General features: G+C 60.1%; 16 protein-coding genes, 1 tRNA gene and 5 pseudogenes. 14 read left to right on the top strand and 8 right to left on the bottom strand.

Annotated elements, in window-relative coordinates:
- Positions 1–21: 21 nt before the first annotated feature.
- Positions 22–953: pseudogene (locus RX327_RS20560) on the bottom strand (septal ring lytic transglycosylase RlpA family protein).
- Positions 954–1,747: 794 nt separating this feature from the next.
- Here RX327_RS20560 and RX327_RS20555 point away from each other — a divergent pair.
- Entirely contained in the window at positions 1,748–2,182 is a 435-nt protein-coding gene (locus RX327_RS20555) for an NUDIX domain-containing protein (protein ID WP_050385367.1), read from the top strand.
- Here the strand turns inward: RX327_RS20555 and RX327_RS20550 are convergent.
- Positions 2,136–2,615 (bottom strand): low molecular weight phosphatase family protein, encoded by a 480-nt coding sequence (locus tag RX327_RS20550; RefSeq protein ID WP_082190639.1) that lies wholly within the window; start codon positions 2,613–2,615, stop codon positions 2,136–2,138. The two genes, RX327_RS20555 and RX327_RS20550, sit on opposite strands and share 47 nt — an antisense overlap.
- Before the next feature lie 1,714 nt (positions 2,616–4,329).
- A complete protein-coding gene (locus RX327_RS20545; protein ID WP_317246941.1) occupies positions 4,330–4,701 on the bottom strand; it encodes a hypothetical protein in 372 nt (123 codons plus the stop codon).
- A gap of 447 nt (positions 4,702–5,148) precedes the next feature.
- Between RX327_RS20545 and RX327_RS20540 the strand changes: the two genes are divergently transcribed.
- The 3 genes from RX327_RS20540 to RX327_RS20530 all read left to right on the top strand — a co-directional run bounded on the left by RX327_RS20540 (position 5,149) and on the right by RX327_RS20530 (position 6,429).
- Positions 5,149–5,295, top strand: coding sequence for a hypothetical protein (locus tag RX327_RS20540; RefSeq protein WP_160321764.1), 147 nt, complete (start codon positions 5,149–5,151; stop codon positions 5,293–5,295).
- A gap of 508 nt (positions 5,296–5,803) precedes the next feature.
- Entirely contained in the window at positions 5,804–6,271 is a 468-nt protein-coding gene (locus tag RX327_RS20535) for a tyrosine-type recombinase/integrase (protein ID WP_244482214.1), read from the top strand.
- 68 nt (positions 6,272–6,339) lie between these two features.
- Positions 6,340–6,429, top strand: a tRNA-Ser gene (locus tag RX327_RS20530).
- Positions 6,430–6,629: 200 nt separating this feature from the next.
- On the opposite strand, the gene RX327_RS20525 is transcribed toward RX327_RS20530, so the two are convergent.
- On the bottom strand, positions 6,630–6,833 hold the full coding sequence (locus RX327_RS20525) for a cold-shock protein (protein WP_050385323.1): 204 nt from the start codon (positions 6,831–6,833) through the stop codon (positions 6,630–6,632).
- A 1,028-nt stretch (positions 6,834–7,861) separates the two neighbouring features.
- Here RX327_RS20525 and RX327_RS20520 point away from each other — a divergent pair.
- From RX327_RS20520 to RX327_RS20510, 3 genes are all read left to right on the top strand, one after another.
- The gene (locus RX327_RS20520; protein ID WP_082190635.1) at positions 7,862–8,146 is read left to right on the top strand and encodes a hypothetical protein; all 285 of its coding nucleotides are present in this window, start codon (positions 7,862–7,864) and stop codon (positions 8,144–8,146) included.
- Positions 8,147–8,529: 383 nt separating this feature from the next.
- Positions 8,530–8,712: a hypothetical protein gene (locus RX327_RS20515; protein WP_152977683.1), complete on the top strand. Its 183-nt coding sequence runs from the start codon at positions 8,530–8,532 to the stop codon at positions 8,710–8,712.
- 1,048 nt (positions 8,713–9,760) lie between these two features.
- Positions 9,761–9,964: a hypothetical protein gene (locus tag RX327_RS20510; protein ID WP_050385319.1), complete on the top strand. Its 204-nt coding sequence runs from the start codon at positions 9,761–9,763 to the stop codon at positions 9,962–9,964.
- Positions 9,965–10,332: 368 nt separating this feature from the next.
- On the opposite strand, the gene RX327_RS20505 is transcribed toward RX327_RS20510, so the two are convergent.
- On the bottom strand, positions 10,333–10,572 hold the full coding sequence (locus tag RX327_RS20505) for a hypothetical protein (protein ID WP_050385317.1): 240 nt from the start codon (positions 10,570–10,572) through the stop codon (positions 10,333–10,335).
- A 610-nt stretch (positions 10,573–11,182) separates the two neighbouring features.
- Here RX327_RS20505 and RX327_RS20500 point away from each other — a divergent pair.
- A complete protein-coding gene (locus RX327_RS20500; RefSeq protein ID WP_050385316.1) occupies positions 11,183–11,377 on the top strand; it encodes a hypothetical protein in 195 nt (64 codons plus the stop codon).
- 163 nt (positions 11,378–11,540) lie between these two features.
- On the opposite strand, the pseudogene RX327_RS20495 reads toward RX327_RS20500, so the two are convergent.
- A pseudogene (locus RX327_RS20495) lies at positions 11,541–12,506 on the bottom strand (IS481 family transposase).
- Positions 12,507–12,635: 129 nt separating this feature from the next.
- Here RX327_RS20495 and RX327_RS39295 point away from each other — a divergent pair.
- The 4 genes and pseudogenes from RX327_RS39295 (at position 12,636) to RX327_RS20470 (ending at position 16,342) form a co-directional block, all read left to right on the top strand.
- Positions 12,636–13,399 (top strand): annotated as a pseudogene (locus RX327_RS39295) (IS5 family transposase).
- 74 nt (positions 13,400–13,473) lie between these two features.
- Positions 13,474–14,439, top strand: a pseudogene (locus RX327_RS20480) (IS481 family transposase).
- 326 nt (positions 14,440–14,765) lie between these two features.
- Positions 14,766–14,972 (top strand): hypothetical protein, encoded by a 207-nt coding sequence (locus tag RX327_RS20475; protein ID WP_050384680.1) that lies wholly within the window; start codon positions 14,766–14,768, stop codon positions 14,970–14,972.
- Positions 14,973–15,787: 815 nt separating this feature from the next.
- Entirely contained in the window at positions 15,788–16,342 is a 555-nt protein-coding gene (locus tag RX327_RS20470; RefSeq protein WP_317246940.1) for an SGNH/GDSL hydrolase family protein, read from the top strand.
- Positions 16,343–16,438: 96 nt separating this feature from the next.
- Here RX327_RS20470 and RX327_RS20465 read toward each other — a convergent pair whose 3' ends face one another.
- Positions 16,439–17,359, bottom strand: coding sequence for an alpha/beta fold hydrolase (locus RX327_RS20465; RefSeq protein ID WP_050384682.1), 921 nt, complete (start codon positions 17,357–17,359; stop codon positions 16,439–16,441).
- Positions 17,360–17,509: 150 nt separating this feature from the next.
- Here RX327_RS20465 and RX327_RS20460 point away from each other — a divergent pair, with 150 nt between their 5' ends.
- Both RX327_RS20460 and RX327_RS20455 read left to right on the top strand, forming a co-directional pair.
- The gene (locus RX327_RS20460; RefSeq protein ID WP_082190597.1) at positions 17,510–17,968 is read left to right on the top strand and encodes a winged helix-turn-helix transcriptional regulator; all 459 of its coding nucleotides are present in this window, start codon (positions 17,510–17,512) and stop codon (positions 17,966–17,968) included.
- Positions 17,969–18,054: 86 nt separating this feature from the next.
- A complete protein-coding gene (locus tag RX327_RS20455; protein ID WP_016847764.1) occupies positions 18,055–18,222 on the top strand; it encodes a hypothetical protein in 168 nt (55 codons plus the stop codon).
- Positions 18,223–18,234: 12 nt separating this feature from the next.
- Here RX327_RS20455 and RX327_RS20450 read toward each other — a convergent pair.
- Positions 18,235–19,054 (bottom strand): annotated as a pseudogene (locus tag RX327_RS20450) (aminoglycoside phosphotransferase family protein).
- Between the last annotated feature and the right edge of the window lie 56 nt (positions 19,055–19,110).

The raw sequence follows: 19,110 nt of genomic DNA, 5'->3' as shown, positions 1-19,110 counted from the left end.
CCTGATCTGTAAGCGCATGGCTCAGTAGAGGCCGCGCCCGCTCAGGACTTCGGCCGGTCCGCGCGCGTCGATCGGGACATAGGCGGCGGCCGGGCTCGGGCTTGCGGCATAGCGCGCATCACCCTCATAGGAGACTTCGCGCGGATTGTTCAGAGCGCGGCGGTGCGACCGGCTCGAGGCCGACATTTCGGAGGTCGCGCTCACCGAGGCGTAGTCGGCCTGGGTGTTGCCGAGGCTGTAGGGCCGCCCCTCCGGCAACGGAACGTCGCCACGGACCCGGCCCGAGGAGGACGGCAGCTCCGGCACGAACGGCTTTGCCGAGGCGACACGGACCATCGAGGGCGACGGTGCCGGGAGCCGGTGCGCAAGGTGGCCATCAGCTGGCGGTCGTCGGAGCCTTCAAGCGGCGCCCGGCCGACATATTCGACGCGGACCTTGGCGACACCATTGCCTTTGAATTCAAGGAGTTCGGCAGCCTTGTTCGAGACGTCGATGAGGCGATTGCCGTGATAGGGCCCGCGGTCATTGACGCGAACGACGAGCGATCGGCCATTGCTCAGATTGGTGACGCGGGCGTAGGACGGCATCGGCAGGGTCGGATGCGCCGCGGTCAGCGAGGTCATGTCGAACACTTCGCCGTTGGCGGTCAAGCGGCCATGGAAATCGTCGCCGTACCAGGACGCCATGCCCTCGGCGCGGTAGTTGACGTCCTCCTCCGGCACGTAGGTCCGGCCCGCCACGACATAGGGCTTGCCGACACGGTAGGTGCCGCCGCCCTTCGGCACGGGATCACCCAGCGCCACCACGCGCGGGCTCGACGATACTCCGTATTTGGGGTCGACCCGGCTGGCGAACTTGTTCGAGGAGGCACAATTGGCGAGGACGAGGCACGTCGCCACCGCAACGGCGCCGCGCGCCGTCCGGATCATCGAATCTGGCCGTCTAATCCCCATCTGCCCCAAGTACCATTCTGCCGGACCAGCGCCTACTCCGAGGCGTCGAAGTCCCTTACCGTCGCTGTGCGGCCCACCTCCGCACCAGAGCGTGACGATATCGCAACCGGAACACGGCGGAAATGGGGAGAGCCGGCGGGCGGTGGCGTCTTGGTGAATGGTCTGTTGCGCCTCCTCCGTCGTTCTACTGACCTTCGCCCCTGCCAAACGCCCTCGCCTGTCCCGCGATCAGACACACTGTTGCAGCAAATCATCAGTCGGGGGGCATCTTGGATTCCAACAATTGAATCTTTTTGACTGTGCAAGGCTGCAATCGTTTTCTCGTCCGCGTGGGGCGCAAAGGAAGTTTGCGATGATCGAGACGGTTACAGCGGTGATGGGCTTGGTGAGTGCGGCGATCTTCTTGGCGCACGCCGTGGAAGGCTATCGGCACCGGGCCTGACAGTCCGTTGAAGGCGGAAAGACGCGTCACCTCTTTCCAGGAGTGAATGTTCGGAAAGCTTTAATCAATTCGGATGAGCATCGATTGAAGGCGGGTGTATCATGCGTAATCACGATTTGGTCTCCGACGGATTTCTGACCCTGACCGCGGCAAGCCTCGTGCTGCTGTGCTCGAGCCTGCTGGCGTTCGCTTTCGGCTGAACGTTTCTGAGATCTCGGGCGCTATCGGCGCCCGCGCGACGGGCATCGGTTTGCCCTTCCTTATCCCTCGCCAATCGGGTTGCGGCAGACGCGCAGTCTCTCCCCGCCCCACTCGTGACGCATCCTCGCCGCTTCCCGAAGAGGACGTACGGATGACCGGCAGTATCAGGGAGGGAACGTCCGCCCTTCTCGTCAGCACAGATGGCCGGCTGCTGATGCAACTGCGCGACGACCTCCCGCATGTTACCGATCGCGGAAAGATCAGCCTGTTTGGCGGCCGGCGGGAAGGCGCCGAGACCTTCCTCGAATGCGTGGTGCGCGAGATCCACGAGGAGATCGGCTACTACGTACCGCCCGAGCGTTTCGAGTTGATCGGCCGCTATTCCGGTCCCGATCATGCAACGCCAAACGGCACGCTTCGCGGCGAGGTGTTCCTCGCGCGCGACGTGCCCATCGACCAACTGACGGTGACTGAAGGCCGCCTCGAGATCGTCGCCATCGACGACCTCGAACGCATAAGCGGCAGGCTCGCGCGCCCGGCTACGTTTGCGCTGGAGATCTTCCTGAAGCGCGAACCGATGACCTGAGCGCTGAAACCAGTGCGCGGATGTGATCGTCGATCATGGCCAACGCGACTGACGGATGAGCAAAGTCGATATCGTCCACGTGCCAGTAAGTCACCCTGTCGGCGACCTCGGGGAACCGGCGCTCGATCAGCGGACGGTGCTCGGTCTCCTTGAGCGCGATCACGAGGTCGGCGTCGTCGAAGTCGGCCAATGAACAGGGCTGCGGAAAGCGCGTTGCGCCTTCCGGAACGATGCCGCTCGCGCGGAGACGATCGTCGGTGAAGACTGACATCGGCCCGACATTGTCGGGCGATCCCCGCTCGGCCGCGCCTCTGGACGATGCGCGCCACGCCAGTTGTTCGGCTCTTGCAAGATGGTTGAACAATTCCTCGGCGTATCGACTGCGATAATAGTTGCCGGTGCAGAGAAAGAGGACACGCTTCATGGGCGTCATGATGGCCAATGTGGGCCCTCGCGGTCAACGGCTTGAAATACAGTTTTTCCTGTCCTTCTAATCCCTGCACGTATCGTCGCGTCTTGTTTTATAGACGTTTCTTGAAACGACGGGACCGGCTAATCCTCATCCCTGCCCGTCCGCTGAGTTGGGTGCCAATTGCGGTTCCAATTTTGAGCGGCGGGCGGCAACCGAAAACGGCCTCAGCGTGGGGTTGCTGAGGCCGTCATTCCGTCTGCTGGGGGCGCGGGCGCCAGTGAGCAGGCCGCCTCAGGTTCAGCAGATCGCGCCGGTACATCCGCGGCAGCCTGAATTGTACTCGACGTCGCAGCGCACTTGCCGAGATCTCACGGGGTACCCCACAGGGCGCATCCGGAAATTGGGGTTCGTTAGCAAATCAACGACCCCATCGGCGCAGGCTTCTCTGAAGGACCGGTCCGTTGGGGACGCAGCACGGTCACGTTTCGGAGGAGCTAGCGCACCGGCCCCGAACGTCGGCTCCTCTTTTTGACCTTGTGTGAGTTAGGCAACAGCTGTCCCTCCGCGTACCTGCTAAATAAATGACATTGGGAATTTCAGGGCCCTAGCGCTGGGAATGACAGGGCGCCGCCGGGACAAACCATTTCGGGCCCGGCGGCGTAATTTTTGAGATTTACCGCGCTGACGCGCGAGAGGCGTCTCGAGATGACTGGCGACAAGATTGCTACGAAGGCCGTGCTATTCGCGCCGGCCTAAAGGTCTCAGACCAACAGTTTGCTTCAATCGTGCGAAAGTCAGGCTCCTCGATTTCCGCCATCACGAAGGACCCAAAGGTTATGATCTGACTGGCCGCCCAAATCCGCCCAAGGACAGGCACCGCTGGAAACCATTCCGGGAGCTGGCTGCTTAGTGTCCTTGGGAGATTGGGCACTGTCGCTTTAGGCTGGCGTCACTCGAGCGGTAGAGAGAGCCCCGGCAGTGGCCTATTGCCCTGCTGGCAACCTGTTCTTCCCTTGAGCGGTAGAACCGGCATTGAGGCATCCGGGGCAGTCCGGCTCATGAAATGGGCCAGATTAACGCCCGACGACCACTCCACATAACCAACAGCCGCAAAGCTAACTGCTCCCACGATGAGAATACTGGGCACTGAAGCCGCGACTGCTGACGACAAGCTTTGGCTGCTGAAAAACGGCATCACGATTCTCCGACACCGAGCTGCCACCCGCCCGTGGGTTAGGCCAACTCGCGATGATCGAGTGTGAACGGCCTCACATTTCACGGACACTTGATGCCAATACCGAGCCCGCCGACGCCGGTTCGCGCCCGGCGGGCCGATTTCGCCAATTCAGATCCAGGCCGCGGCCCAGCCTGCTGCTCGCCGGCAGCGGCGATGGCGATCTTATAGGCGTCTGCGGAAGCGCTAGTCTAGACTATGCCCTGGCCGCAAGCCCACTCACCTTTTCCGCTACTGGACCGGTCCCGTCGATCGAAGCGCCGGTTTCAAAATGGTGCTTGTCTTCCGTGTCGGCTGTCAGCACCACAACGGTCTACTGAAGCTCGACCTCCCCGACTGGGACTGGCACGACATCTCGGCACACCTGAATGCCCCGCCTGCGGCAAGGTAGGCTGGGTCGATGCCCAGATGGACTGGGGCGAGGTGATTGATTTCGCCAAGGGCGTCTTGGGCTAAGGCTTTTTCATTCGCCAGCCCGAGCATTTGAGCCGACGGATACGCCTAAAATTTACGTCCGGACAATTCCATCTTTTTGCATTCCCCGCTGACTGTGAGGGATTTCCCTTCCGACCTCAGCGTTTTGGTAGCTTTGCCTGACTGTCGGGAAATAATGATCGAAAGCGAAGCTGTGCTATCCTTTCCACCGATAGCAATTTTTGTCGGACCATCGAAGGAGAAGGAATCTTCGTTCACTCTCCAACCTCCTGCTGTATCGATATAGTACTGGAGGGTCGATGCGGCCATGTTCCAATCACCCGTTGAAGCTGGCGGAAAATCGCACTCCAATGCTGCGACCACAGTTTGCGCGTGACCCTCCAGGGTCAACGCTCCCAAGGCCAGCAGCGATAAAAATCCATTCCGTATGACTTGCACGCAAAGACTCCTCGAGGCGCTCATCGCATATCGATTGGCGATCTCACCAAAGCTGCATTTTAGCCTATTCTCCCCACCCGAAATTCCCGTGTTTCTACGGCCATCGTCGCCATTTCGCAAAGCGCGGAACGCTTATCTCCCAGTCATGCTCAAACGAAGGCCTCTCGAGACCCCGTCCGAAAGCGCTCGGCAATTTGCCGCCGATATGCGGGCGTTCCACGGCGGGCGCGACCGATCAAGCGTGACGAGTTAGCGGCCAATACCCAGGCATCTCCTCCTGCAATATATGCCTAATGGCACGAAGCTCCGGCTTGCCGGCGTCCTCGAGCTGTTCAAGCTGATGCGATCACAGTCCCAAAGACAACGACTGGCAGGAAACTTTGCCCTTGATAGCAGCCTGCGGTTGATTCAGACTCTCGGAAGAAGATCACCGGGAGCAAGACTACGATGGCAACCATCGGCACCGTGACTTTTCTCGTACTTGTGGGCATTCCGATCGCGCTGATCATTGCCGCCCGTTTCAGCGCGCGCGCAGCCTATCAGAAGCAAATGACAGATAACGCGATGCGGTCCATGGGCAACCAGAGCACATGAAACTTGTCTGGGCGGTCGCAGTTTCGCTCATGCCTTGCGTACTTGCCGCGAATGCCAATGCCCAAAACTGTTTCACGGGCCCCATCAAAACGAAGGACGGCTCTTTGCAGACCTGGACTGTCGTCAATCGCTGTGGCGCACCGGTAACGATGCAATATTCGCTAAAGCGGCCCGACGGCAACAGCACAAAAAGCGCAGTCGTTCCAGCCTGCAGCAGACAGCGAATTATTCAGACTTTCGAGACAGATCAGATCGAATTTCTAGGCACAGCCTATGGTGTAGGCTGGGAGAAGATATGCCCATCATCGAACGATGAGATTCGCTTCGAGAAACGACTAGAGAAATCAATCAATGGAGCGGATCAAATCCCCTTTCCGTCCATGAGCCCTCGCCCCTAGCCGGCCCCGCGCCAATAGGCCCTGCGGGGCGGAAATCCATTCCCTAACAAGCCGCCGTCAGTTGGCGATTCCCTCGAAAGGGTACCCGGCAGCCCAGCTCCGGCTTGCTGATGCCTTCCAGCACAGAGCAGACCGATGCTGGCGAGATCCACGAGAAAGAAGCTAAGAAGCGGCAAGGCGCGGACAGTCGCCCTCCCCGCCATGGCGGTCGAAGAGCTGCGCCGCTGGCGCGCGGCCCATGCGGAGGAATTGCTTCGCCTTGGGGTTCCGTGGACCGCCGAGCTTCGCGTCGTCACCCAAGCGGACGACAGCCGGCTCCAGCCGCAAAGCGTGACGCTCGTCGTGCCCGACTTCCTGAGGGGTACGTCACCTTGCACAGCCTACGGCACAGACACGCCAGCCACATGCTGGCATCCAACATTCACCCCAAGGTGGTGCAGAAACGGCTCGGACATTCGTCCATCGCGATCACGATGGATCTGAGCCACCTGATGCCGAATATGCAGGGTGAAGCTGCCCCGGCGGTTGACGGGGTACTGCGCGCGGCCATAAACAAGCGCGCCGACGACGTTGGGTAGCAAGACGGTAGCAAAGTCCTGGCTTTGTTCTCACCCGCCAGCTAGAAACCTCAACGATTACAAGGCTGGGAAGGGTGGCCGAGTGGTTTAAGGCACCGGTCTTGAAAACCGGCGTGCCCGCAAGGGTACCGTGGGTTCGAATCCCACCCCTTCCGCCAGAGCAAATTGAAATCATTATCTTATTTCAGATATCGAGCATTGTGCGCACAAATGACTGCACAATGCAAAGCGACCCCAGCGCGGGCGCGCCGGGGCCACCACTAACTCCCGGTCGAGGGCGCCACCTGATCCGGGAGCTGCATTGACAACTCCCAACATCGCCACCTTGTTCCCGGCTTGTCAGGTGGTTCCCGGCTTATCAGCCCACCCGCAAATTTTCGGCGGACGTTTTCCCGCGATTGTCCTTCGCTTCGTAGCTGACTTTCGCACCCTCATTGAGGCTGCTCAGGCCTGCCCTTTCAACGGCAGAAATGTGTACGAACACATCCTTGCTCCCATCGTCGGGCTGGATGAATCCATAACCCTTGGTCGGGTTGAACCACTTCACTGTACCAGTCGCCACAGACAAATCTCCTTTGAGCCCAGTGGCGACAGCCTAAATAGCGCTGCGCCCCGCAAGAACAAACACACCGCGCAGCCCGGTTAGCAATTCAGCAACCGAACCGGCGCAGGCTTCTTGTGGGACGGGACCGTTGGGGACGAAACATGGCGGTCCGTTTCGGGAGGAGCTGGCGTGCGGCCCTGGCGCCGGCTCTTCTTCCAAACGTTTGTGTGAGCCAAGCAACAGTCGTTTGGCGCAAAGACTGCTAGGCAACCGATACTGGGAATTTCAGGGCCCCAGCGCTGGGAATGACAGGGCGCCGCCGGGACAAACCATTTCGGGCCCGGCGGCGTACTTTTGAGATTTGGCGACTGCGCGCGTGAGAGGCGTCTCCAGGATGAATAGCAATAAAATCGCTACCAAGACTATGTTGGTCGCGCTGGCCATCGGCATTGCCGTATGGGCGACGATGGGCGCTCCCCAGCCGGGCACAAATTCGACCGTTCACCTCGCCAGCAAGCGATAAGCCCAGCGGCACGGACCATGCAGTTAGATTGACGCTGGGGATTTCAGTGTCCCAGTTCAGGAAGGAAACGCCGCCGGGCGTGTATTTTGAGACCGGCGGCGTCTTTTCTCGGGACTATTTCGATGATCCACACGGGTTTCGTGAAGTTGGGCAGCAAAGACTGTAGCTAGCCGCCCTCGCCAAAACCCGATTCCGAAATCTTTAATAAATTCGGACCAGCCTCCCATCCGCGACAGGGAGGTGTATCATGCGTAACCATGACTTCGTGTCCGATGGATTCCTCGCGCTAATCGCGACCTGCCTTGTGCTGTTGTGCTCGGGCCTGCTCGTTATCGCATTTAGCTAGTCTGGACTTTGGCACCCTCATCGTTCCGGATGCTCCTAGGGGCCGCTTGGAGACACTCCGCGCAGAGCATAAGCGCGCCGCATTTTCGTCACGCAAAAACGGCCGGCCTGCTCATCCAGCATTCACGTTCAACTTCCTACAGTGTGGGGTGCCTTAGATTCCACGAGAGGAAACCCCATGAAGCTTAAATTTGCACTTGTTGGACTTGCTGCGCTCGGCAGCCTTGCTGCGGCAGGAAGCGCGTCGGCGATGCCGCTCGCCATACTTTCTCCCGCTTCAAACGTCGAGAACGTCGCCGTAGTCTGCGGCCCGAACGGCTGTGTCCGCACGGCGCCCGTCTACAGGGGGTACGGCTACGGTTACGGCTATCGTGGCTACGGCGCCCGTCGTTACGGATACGTGCACAGGGGCTACGGTTATCATAGGGGTTACGGCTATCACGGCGGTTATCGCCGCTGGTGATTTCGCGCAAAAGCCCGTCGGTAGGATTGATCTGCATCACTCGCGTGTGTTGACCGCGCTGCTACCGCTGTGTTGCGGGGACAGGGCCAGTTGGAAGACCGCCGCCGGGATGCTGCATTTCAAGCCCGGCGGCGTACTTTTTGGGATCAGATCCAAGCCGCCGCCCAAGTCAGGCAGATGATGGCTTATCGAACAGCGGCACCCATCACAGCAAGCCCCCGCGCCTTCGATAGCGCTCTCTGCATACTCGACTTTGCCTTTCCATTCGAAATGAAAGACTTGCCCCTTTCGGTGCGCGCTCACCGTCTGGGCCGGCTTCTGATTAATGGAACAGCAACGTCGTTTGCATAAGATGCAGTCCACTCGCTGCAGGACGCTCGAAAATGACCGAGTACGTCATCAGGGAAGTTGGCCTTCGCCAGTGGCTCGTGTTTGCCGATCGGCGAAGCATCGCTTTTTGCGCCGACGAAGATGAGGCGGTGAAAGCCATGACCGAACATAGCGCGCGCCGCGGTCGACCGCCTGAAACAATGGAAATTGCGTTAAAGGGAAACCCGCCGGCGTGATCCGGCGGGCTCCTCGCGCCTTCACGCTAGGCTAAGTTGACGGCTGCTGCGGCCATCGTCTGCCTTAGCTTGTAGTGCCAACTGTCCGGGCCGATACCGTAGGCTTCCTCTACTGGCCAGACGTCGCCCGAAAGTTCGAACTGGTTGACGTACTCCAACACGCCGGCAATGCCGGCCAGGGTCGATAGTCTTAGCCAGCATCCAAGTAGCATCCGCCTCACGATCGCAGGCCGCCTCTTGGCGGTCTTCGGCGTCCCAGCGAGCATCAGTCCGTGGCTCGGTGGCGTCGGTAGCGAGGATGGCGGCTAGGTGGTCCGCTGTGGCCCGCCGGAGTGTTGCGATAGCTTCCAGAGCGGGATCAGTGGCCGAGATTACGGTTCCGCTCTGCTTCGCTCGCCGGGCAACCTCGGCGAACTAACCGGTGAGCGCCGAGGCTTCCGTCGACCGTGAAGCAGCAACGTAACGTCAAAGGCAATCGACCACGCCACGATCTGCTTTTCGTTTCGCAGATGATGGCGGGCGCTTGGGTCGTCCAGGATCGCCCCCTCGTAGGCCATCGAAGCCATCGACTTCAGAGACAGTTCGCCGAAATCATTGGCTCGCACGCTCCCAAGAACGTTCTGCGCACTGCGGTAGTCCTTCTGAGCTCGCTCGTAGCCATCAAGCTTGCTGGCGAGATCAAGCTCGTCTTGCAGGACCGGCAGAACGGCGCGACCATTTCCTATATGCCCGCGGTGCGCCGGGACGGGGGTTCTTGCGCTCCCATGCGGCGTACTGGTCCCACGCCGCCTTTTGCGCCGCGCCGGCCTGTTTGAGAGCATTGTATGCCGCCTCGAGCGCGCGGAAGGCGTCGCGAAGTTCAGGGCGAGCATCGTCGACGCTCGGGAGCGTAACCGTAGCCGATGCGGGATCAGCGATAATCGATGCACCCGTGCCCTGGCGCAACCAAAGCCCGCTCGCTTCCTTCTCCCGCTACTGGTCCGACCAATAGGATCAAAAGCCAGCTCTATGCGTTGACCATTATTGAGCCCACAGGAGGAGTTCAGCAATGGTCGGCTTTCGAGAGCGGAGGGCCGCATCGGCAGGTGCCGAACGAGAAGCCCGCAAGGTATTCAGACAGGCGGAAGCGAAAAAAGCTTTGAGCGATTACGAGAAAGCGCAAAAGGCCTTCCATGAGAATCGTGAGAGGCTAAAGGCCGAGCGCTTGGCTCGCGAGACCAAGAGCCGCGAGCCAGCCGGAAAGACGCATTAGGACCCTCAGCAGTACGCAATTTGTAACACCGACGATGTACTACAAAGACGCGATCATTGACGAGCTTAGACAGATTGAGATCGATGTGGTCGAAGGCGAAAGGCGGCTCGCAGACCTTGAGGCCCGTTTAATTGAATTGAAGAGGCTGAACGAAGACACCACCAAGATTTAAGCCGAATTCGAAGTGATGCGTAAAAATCAGCTCGACCGGGAACAGAACCGCCAACGCCTGCTTTCGCTTCTCCATCCCTAACGGAAGGGCAATTGCGGATGACTCCCAGAGAACGCCACGACATGCCTTGGATTATCGCAGCCGCCGCCTTGGCTTTCGTCCTAGCGATCGTGGCGGGAGGATTGACCTATTTCCATTAAGCGCCCGCCCCCATCTTCACCGGAACATCAACCGATCGGATGATCGAGCCTCGCTTGCCGCAGACTGTGCAGGTGAATCGCGGCTCGAGATCCGAAAGGCGCATCTCGTCCGGCCATTTCGATGCATCCATTTGGACGTTATGAGAACACCGATAGTCGTGGCAGAAAACGATGATGCGCGTTGCGCCCGTCTCGCGCATTTCGCCGAACGTGATCTTGGTGGGGTAATTCTTCATAGGAGCGCGATTTCAGCGCTTACCGGCGTGATCAGCAATCCCACGAACCTTAGCGGCTGTACTACAGTGGTGCCTACCATTGGTCGGTCAAGGAATTCGCAGACCTTGCCCAAGGGATACCAAGCGCAGCCACCTCGTGGAGTTGCGCACCACGAAGATCTCCGCCATGAGCCCGCAATCGACCTGGTGGCCCAGAGAGCGGTGAGAGTTTCGGCGGCGCCGCGAGAAAGTCCCCCCGCCTCTTTGGAACACAGCCAACAGAACAGTTGTTGTCTTGAGCACCGGTGGAGGCCGCGGAAGTGGCAGACGAACTTGAATATTCAGGGCACCGGCTATTGCTCGTCGAGCAACCTGGCGGCGGCTTCCTAGTTGAGATAGCGCCTCTGGGCGGCCGGCAAACCATTAGAACCATGACCTATCAAAGCTCGCGGGAAGCGATCGCCGCGGCAAAGAGAACCATTGACCAGCACCCGGGACACAGGCGCGCGTCGTAGCGCCCGCAATTCGTTTTGTGATCGGTGATCCGGTTGCATGGGGCTATTCTCGTAGTGGGATGATCCCCCGTACCTTCCCGGTGCTTCCCGCGCGCGTCGATTGCTAAATCACTGACATGCCCACGACCTACCAGCACCGAGGCGTTCCGTTCAGCGTCACCCACCAATACGACGATCAATTCGAGATCGTCATTGAACTCGACGATAAATCGATACGCAGTACCGTGCGCACGAGGCTGCTTGAGCTGGCAAAGCGACGCGCCGAAATGCTCATCAACCGCAAGCTCAAGGAGAAAATCAGGGTTGTCTGAGAACGCGAAGGCCGGCGAAGACCTGTTCGCATGAGCGCAAACGCTTCCCGCCGCTGCCAAACTGCACGGGAAAACGTGGCAATTCCTGATACCGGTGTTAATCTTGAACTTCTCGGGTCACGTCCCAATTCATCTTTAGGATGACTGGCCCCAGCACCGGCCTCTAGGTGTTTAGTCCCGGCATTTGCTGGAGCGGATTAAGTTTGAATCGCTCTGGCTGGGAAGTCCAGCATTTGCAGATGTATTCGTAAGGTGTGAGGCCCTTCAGGGTCTTCAACCGCCGAGCGTAGTTGTAGGCGTTGATGAAGTCGGCAAGGTGAGCTTCGAGCTGATCGTGTCGATCGTAATGGCAGCGTTGGACGGTCGCTTCCTTGATCGTGCGGTTCATGCGCTCGACCTGGCCATTGGTTCAGGGATGCTTGATCTTAGTCAGCCGATGCTCGATGCCATTCTCTTGGCAGCGCATATCAAACATATGCGTCACGTATCTTGCCGTCGGACCATCCGCGTAACGCGGCGGGAAAGTGAACTGAATCCCATTGTCGGTGAGAACCGTGTGGATCTTGTAGGGGACGGCCACAATCAGAGCTTCGAGGAAGGCCGAGGCTGAGGTTCTTCCCGTCTTGCTGACCAATTGCACGAAGGCGAATTTACTGGTGCGATCGATCGCGACGTAGAGGTAGAGCTTGCCTTCAGCGGTCTGGAGCTCAGCGATGTCGATGTGGAAATAGCCGATCGGATAAGCCTTGAACTTTTTCTTCGAAGGCTTGCTGCCTTCGACCTCCGGCAATCGGCTGATGCCGTGGCGCTGGAGGCAGCGATGCAGAGATGATCGCGTCAGATGCGGGATGGTCGGCTGGAGCGCATAGAGGCAATCGTCAAGCGGCAGTAGCGTATGCCGTCGGAAAGCGACGATGACTGCCTCCTCCTCGATGGAAAGGGTAGTCGACTTGGCTTCCTTTGGGCCAGTCGGAAGATCAGCGACGGTGTCGCGCTGCTTCCACTTCGCGACAGTCTTCTGGTTGATCCCGTAGCGCTTGGCGAGCGCTCTCAGGCTCTCTTGACTATTTTGTATTGCTCGACGGACCGCCTCCGTCGTGGTGGCGCAGCCGTGTAAAACTTGTCCCATAGCGCATCCTTCGAATCGTGCGATAAGGATGCACCATCAAAGCTTGGGACAAAACATCTAGGCGTTGTGGACTCTAGGGATTCCCTTTTGAGGCCAAATCAGATTCAAGGCTTCTTTTGGGAGGCGGCCTTGGGTGTGATGGATCGTTTGGTGTTGAGCGACGCGGCTTGGGAGCGCATGGCGCCGCTCATCATTGGCCGGCCCGACCAGAAAGGTTCGACCGGACGCGACAACCGGATGTTCGTGGAAGGGGTGCTCTGGATCGTTCGCACGGGCTCTCCCTGGCGTGATCTTCCGGAGGCGTTTGGGGATTGGAACAGCGTGTTCCGGCGCTTCAGTCGATGGAGCACCAAGGGTGTCTGGTTGCGGATCTTCGAGGCGATGTCCGATGATCCGGACTTCGAATATTTGATCGTCGATTCCACCATCGTCCGGGCGCATCAGCACGCCGCCGGGGCAAAAAAAGGGGGTCTGAAGATCAAGCGATCGGGCGCTCGCGCGGCGGCTTGAGCACCAAGATACATATGGCCGTTCGAGGTTTGGGATGTCCCGTGCGGTTCACCCTCACCGCAGGCCAGAAGGGCGATGCCCCGCAAGCCGCCACGTTGATCGAGGGATTGCCCGCCGAGGTCGTCATGGCCGATGCAGCCTATGACGCCGATCATTTGCGCCAGGCCATCGCAGCCAAAGGCGCGATCGCCGTCATCCCCAACAACCCCTCGCGAGCCCTCAAACATCCGCTCGACAAGCATCTCTATGCCCAGCGCCACCTCGTGGAATGCTGCTTCAGCAAGCTCAAGCAGTTCCGTCGCGTCGCAACCCGCTTCGAAAAGACCGCCCGAAATTACCGAGCCATCGTCACGCTCGCTGCAATCGTCCTATGGATGCGATAAGTGTCAACACCACCTAGGTGTTTTGTCCCAGGCTTTGATGGTGCATTCTTATCGCACGATTCGAAGGATGCGCTATGGGACAAGTTTTACACGGCTGCGCCACCACGACGGAGGCGGTCCGTCGAGCAATACAAAATAGTCAAGAGAGCCTGAGAGCGCTCGCCAAGCGCTACGGGATCAACCAGAAGACTGTCGCGAAGTGGAAGCAGCGCGACACCGTCGCTGATCTTCCGACTGGCCCAAAGGAAGCCAAGTCGACTACCCTTTCCATCGAGGAGGAGGCAGTCATCGTCGCTTTCCGACGGCATACGCTACTGCCGCTTGACGATTGCCTCTATGCGCTCCAGCCGACCATCCCGCATCTGACGCGATCATCTCTGCATCGCTGCCTCCAGCGCCACGGCATCAGCCGATTGCCGGAGGTCGAAGGCAGCAAGCCTTCGAAGAAAAAGTTCAAGGCTTATCCGATCGGCTATTTCCACATCGACATCGCTGAGCTCCAGACCGCTGAAGGCAAGCTCTACCTCTACGTCGCGATCGATCGCACCAGTAAATTCGCCTTCGTGCAATTGGTCAGCAAGACGGGAAGGACCTCCGCCGCGGCCTTCCTCAAAGCTCTAATCGCGGCTGTCCCCTACAAGATCCACACGGTTCTCACCGACAATGGGATCCAGTTCACCTTCCCGCCGCGCTACGCAGACGGCCCGACGGCAAGATACGTGACGCATATGTTTGATATGCGCTGCCAAGAGAATGGCATCGAGCATCGGCTGACTAAGATCAAGCATCCCTGAACCAATGGCCAGGTCGAGCGCATGAACCGCACGATCAAGGAAGCGACCGTCCAACGCTGCCATTACGATCGACACGATCAGCTCGAAGCTCACCTTGCCGACTTCATCAACGCCTACAACTACGCTCGGCGGTTGAAGACCCTGAAGGGCCTCACACCTTACGAATACATCTGCAAATGCTGGACTTCCCAGCCAGAGCGATTCAAACTCAACCCGCTCCAGAAAATGCCGGGACTAAACACCTAGGCCCCCAGAGGTGCTGGGGCTTTTTCTTCGGGAACGAGGCACCAACTGTCAGCCTTGCTTACGTTCATTTGATATTGCAGGTTCCCGTGAGCGGGCACAAACTGCATATATGTATCGACCAGATCACCACTTAGACGCGATAGAATACGGCTTCCTGGGCTTTGCCGGCGCGTCGTTTATCGCGCTCATCGCTAGCATGAGTTGGCTTCTGATGGGTTGAACTGTCTCGTCATGGACGACACAAAACTCGGCCTCAGCTTGCACCCCCTCGCTGGAGCCTTTTCTTAGGATTCGCCAAAGCAGTCCCGGATACCCATCTTCCGGGCATGGCTATCACCCGAAAGCCACTTGAGATTCCGCCGGAAGCTGCGCGCCAGTTCCTGGCCGACATGAAGGCCTATCACGCCGAGCAGGACGATATCCGACGCGATCGGATCGCAGTCGCCACCCGGCATATGCTTCTTGATCATATGCCGGCCGGCACCAAGCTGAGGGTGAGCGAAGTCAAAGAGCTGTTCGAGCTGATGCGATGAGTGAGCCAGTGTGTATCCTTTGCGACGATACCGGCTGAGTCTGCGAAAACCACCCCGATCAGCCCTGGACCGGCAACCACGCCTGCAGATGCGGCGGCGCTGGTGCGCCCTGCCCCAAGTGCAACAGACCGAAGCCGGAAGACGGCATCCCGAGGCTGCCACGCGGATTTCGCAACATGTTCAGCAGACGCGATCGCCGGGGCAATTAAGATTCGCCCGATGGCAACCATCGGCACTGTGGCCTTTCTAGCGGTAATTGGAATTCCTGCGGCATTGCTGATTGCGGCCCGCCTCAACGCGCGCGCGGCCTACCGAAGGCAAATGACCGAAAACGCTATGCGCGGCTTCGGGCCGCGGCCTCAGGAGGATAAGAAAAAAGCGTTATCTCCACACCTTTCTGCGCTAACTGGTCGGCAATCCTCAGCCGATACGCCGTGGCCGAAACCGTAGCTTTCCTAGACCAAATCTCAGAAAGCTAAATTATTTCAGTATGGTTGACAGGACACCCCTTCCGCCACTGCTTTCGATTGGGCGACGTCCTGCCGGGCTCGGAGCTGAGACCAAAGCGGCAGCGATAGCCAACCACCAGATGTCCGCAACGAAGGTAACGGGTTGCGCGCCGCCGTATCCGGCCACCTCCCGCAGGACGTGATCCGCAGAAAGTGATCGCTCCGGCGTTGTGCGGTTGTTTCCGAATATTGCTCGGGCTGGAGCCGCGATGATAGCTCTGAGGAGCAATGCGTCGCGCACTACCTTGGGTTTTGGCCGTTACTTTTCTGATTGGTTTTGTCGCTTCCTTTGCGGAGCTGCAGAGGATGCGCAACCGCTTCGGCGAAGTGTCTCAGCACGCGTTTCACGATCATGCCGCGGTGCGCGAATTCATGATACGCGCTGCGCTATCCGACGCGCCGGCGCCGATCGTCGTGCTTGGCGACAGCATCACCGAAATGGCTCCGCTGCCCCGGCAGCTCTGCGGACGTCCGGTCATCAATGCCGGCGTTGGCGGTCAGACCATCGCGGAGGCAAAGCAGCTCGCCGGGCGCGTGCTGCAGGACCAGGGCGCGTTCTTGCTCGTCCTCGCGGTGGGCGCCAACAACGCCGGATCGCCAACGGCGCAACGCGACTTCACCGACCTCATCGAGACCGTCAAGTCGCTGTCGACGCGGCCATTGGTGGCCATCGCCGTCGCAGCTGACGAACCGACCAACCGGGCGATCGAAGCCGCCGCAGCTGCGCGTGATGTTCGGTTTGTCGACCCGCATCTGCCGCCCGGCGCGAAGATGGCCGACGGCATTCACTTCACTGCGGCCGCCTACAAGGCCTGGGTGCCGGCACTTGAGGCTGCGATCTCGGCGGAATGCACGATGTGACTTGCGAGGGCCGGCCCGGCGACTGGCACGGCCCCCAATACAGGAGCGTTGCATGGTCCGTGCTGCCCTGCCCGCGGCACGCGATCAGGCGCGCAGTCACGTTTGCCGGATGAACTCCGCAATCAGGGCGGCAATTTCCTCAGTCGCATCCTCGAAACAGTAATGCCCGACGCCGGCAAGGCGCCGGACCGGTGCCGCCGGGAAGATTGCGGAGAACAGCGGCAGGAAATGCTCTGCGCGCAGCGTGCGATCCGCCTCACCCCAGATCGCGAGCGCAGGCCTGCTGCGAATCAAACGGTTGGCGGCGGCATCGGGCGCCTGGAATTGATGCGCGCCGGTTGCAAATCCCTTGGCCCAGCCGATCGCACCGAGGCAGTCCGCCGGACGGGCGAAGTGCGCGCCGTAGGCGGCGAGCCAGGCGTCCGTGATGACGGCGTTGTTCTCGAATCCGTTGAGTTTCAGCGTGCTCAAAATGTTGAAGCCGAGCTGTCCGAGAACCGGCTCGAGGTCGCCGCTCGCCTCGGCCTTTGCGATCCATTGAAACCACGGCGAGACCTGCGCGTTGGCGGCGACGCGATCGAACAGATCGCCCTGCCCGAACGGCGTTGGCCCATTGGCGGAGACGATGCGGCGGATCCGGCCCGGATGCCGGGCCGCTAGCCCCATGCCGACCGGGCCGCCGAAATCATGCATGACGAGCGTGATGTTGGTGAGATCGAGCGCGCGGACCAGCGCTTCGAGATTGTCGACATGGTCCTGCAGCCAATAGCTGCGATGCGCCGGCGTCGCGCTCTTGCCAAAACCCATGTGATCCGGAACGACCACCCGGTGCGTCGCACTGAGGCCCGGCACGAGGCGGCGGAACAGATAGCCCCAGCTTGGTTCGCCGTGCAGGCAAAGCACCACCTCGCCGTCCCGCGGACCTTCGTCGACATAATGCATCTGAAAGCCCGGCGCCGCGCTGAAATGCGGTGCGAAAGGAAAGGTGCCGTCGAACGCGGCGTCGGGTTGGATCATGGCGGACCTCAGGAGGTTTTAATTTGAAACCATCGTGTATCGCTTGAGGTTTTACTTTGCAACCAATATATCGAACCCACGATCGGGTGGTTTTCCGGCTGCGGCACTGAGCGCCGATCACCCCCCAGGGAATGAGTGTTGAGGATCACGATGGCCAAGCGAGTGAGCCACAGGGACTCGATGTGCGGCGTTGCCCGGCCGCTGGATGCGATCGGCGACTGGTGGTCGCTGCTGATCGTCCGCGATGCGTTCGACGGGCTGCGCCGCTTCGGCGAGTTTCAGAAAAGCCTCGGGCTTGCCAAGAACATCCTCTCGGCCCGGCTCCGCAATCTTCTGGCGCACGGCATCATGGAGACGGTGCCCGCAAGCGACGGCAGCCCCTACCAGGAATATGTGTTGACCGAAAAGGGACGCAGTCTCTTTCCGCTCCTCGTTGCGCTCCGTCAATGGGGTGAGGATTTCTTCTTTGAACCCGATGAGGCGCATGTGCTGCTGGTCGACCGCAAGAACGGGCTGCCGGTGCGACGGCTCGAATTGCGCGCGCAAGATGGACGCGTCGTTGGCGCGGAGGACACGATGGTGTGGCTGCCGCCGGCTTCACCTGAGTGAGAGAAGCGAGCGTGTCCCACGCGCCATCAACAGCAACCGGATGTTAACCCCCCGTGCCGCAGCATCCGCGCGTGGAGGTTCGACCAATGCAGACATTCCGGATTTCGCTGAGCGATGGGACGCGGCAATTCCACACGGCGATTCAGGCGCCGGACCCCGCTTCCGCGCGCATCAAGGCCGCATACTTCTTCGATATCTCGAAGTGGCGGATTCTGAGCGTGTCGCTGAGTGGAGCCAGCGCCGCGGCGGCGTAGTCGCTGCGCGCCCTACGCCATCCGGTCGAGTTCGGCGACGGCGAGTTGTGCGATCGTAAGGTCGATTTCGGCGAGCGGATCGCCATCCCCCAGAAACCATGCAGCCGACAAGCCGGTCCAGGCTACGATCCATGACAGCAGGCGCCGGCGATCCAGCCGCGCCGCTTCAACGACGATATCGAGCCGCCGTGCAAAGCGTCCGGGTTCGATCGCGACCGGCTGTGTCGGATCCGCAAGATCCGGATTGGTGAAGATGTTGGCGAAGTCGAAGCTGCGCTCGCCGACAAGGTGCTTCGGATCGATCGCAAGCCAGCCGCGCGCGCCGAAGTCGAGCACGTTGTCATGGTGCAGGTCGCCATGCAGGACCACGATCTCACGCTGATCGCCCAGCAGAGCTTCGGCAACTTCCGCGGATCGGTTCAGAATGCCGCCATGCGCCCTCGCCGCGGGCCACAACTCACGAAACCAGTGCGCTAGCGGCGTCAAATCCGGCCGCGGCTTTGCTCTCTCGGCGTGAAGCCGATCAGCCGTCGCACAGAGAATCCTGCAGGCCTCGTCGTCCCCGCCGGTTCGCGCCATTTCGCTGAGCGACGCCGATCCCGACGCCATCTCGAGCAGAAGGGCGTCGCCCTCACGGGCAAGAACCCGCGCCGCACCTTCGCCGTCCCACCACTCCATCACGACGGCACCGAGGCGCTCGTCCGGCTCGTGCGAGAGCTTGAGCATGGCCGGCTCCCCATGCTGGCGCACCGGCAGCAACCGTGCGGCGTGCGTCACGATCGGGTCGCCGTCGGGGACAAGAACTCCAGGCCGAGAGATAGGGAGCGAACATTTGGGTGGACTGACCGGGGACGAAGTAGCGAGCCTCGTGGTTCTAATCATTGCTTC

The sequence above is a fragment of the Bradyrhizobium sp. BEA-2-5 genome, assembly GCF_032918025.1.
GTDB lineage: Bacteria > Pseudomonadota > Alphaproteobacteria > Rhizobiales > Xanthobacteraceae > Bradyrhizobium > Bradyrhizobium pachyrhizi.
This window is presented reverse-complemented; position numbering and strand designations above follow the sequence as displayed.

Coding starts and splice junctions, on each gene's coding strand:
- RX327_RS20500 (WP_050385316.1), top strand. CDS start 11,183: ATGCCCACGACCTACCAGCACCGAGGCGTTCCGTTCAGCGTCACCCAC.
- RX327_RS20460 (WP_082190597.1), top strand. CDS start 17,510: ATGGCCAAGCGAGTGAGCCACAGGGACTCGATGTGCGGCGTTGCCCGG.
- RX327_RS20505 (WP_050385317.1), bottom strand. CDS start 10,572: ATGAAGAATTACCCCACCAAGATCACGTTCGGCGAAATGCGCGAGACG.
- RX327_RS20550 (WP_082190639.1), bottom strand. CDS start 2,615: ATGACGCCCATGAAGCGTGTCCTCTTTCTCTGCACCGGCAACTATTAT.
- RX327_RS20520 (WP_082190635.1), top strand. CDS start 7,862: ATGAAGCTTAAATTTGCACTTGTTGGACTTGCTGCGCTCGGCAGCCTT.
- RX327_RS20555 (WP_050385367.1), top strand. CDS start 1,748: ATGACCGGCAGTATCAGGGAGGGAACGTCCGCCCTTCTCGTCAGCACA.
- RX327_RS20470 (WP_317246940.1), top strand. CDS start 15,788: ATGCGCAACCGCTTCGGCGAAGTGTCTCAGCACGCGTTTCACGATCAT.
- RX327_RS20515 (WP_152977683.1), top strand. CDS start 8,530: ATGACCGAGTACGTCATCAGGGAAGTTGGCCTTCGCCAGTGGCTCGTG.
- RX327_RS20475 (WP_050384680.1), top strand. CDS start 14,766: ATGGCTATCACCCGAAAGCCACTTGAGATTCCGCCGGAAGCTGCGCGC.
- RX327_RS20540 (WP_160321764.1), top strand. CDS start 5,149: ATGGCAACCATCGGCACCGTGACTTTTCTCGTACTTGTGGGCATTCCG.
- RX327_RS20535 (WP_244482214.1), top strand. CDS start 5,804: ATGCCTTCCAGCACAGAGCAGACCGATGCTGGCGAGATCCACGAGAAA.
- RX327_RS20510 (WP_050385319.1), top strand. CDS start 9,761: ATGGTCGGCTTTCGAGAGCGGAGGGCCGCATCGGCAGGTGCCGAACGA.
- RX327_RS20465 (WP_050384682.1), bottom strand. CDS start 17,359: ATGATCCAACCCGACGCCGCGTTCGACGGCACCTTTCCTTTCGCACCG.
- RX327_RS20455 (WP_016847764.1), top strand. CDS start 18,055: ATGCAGACATTCCGGATTTCGCTGAGCGATGGGACGCGGCAATTCCAC.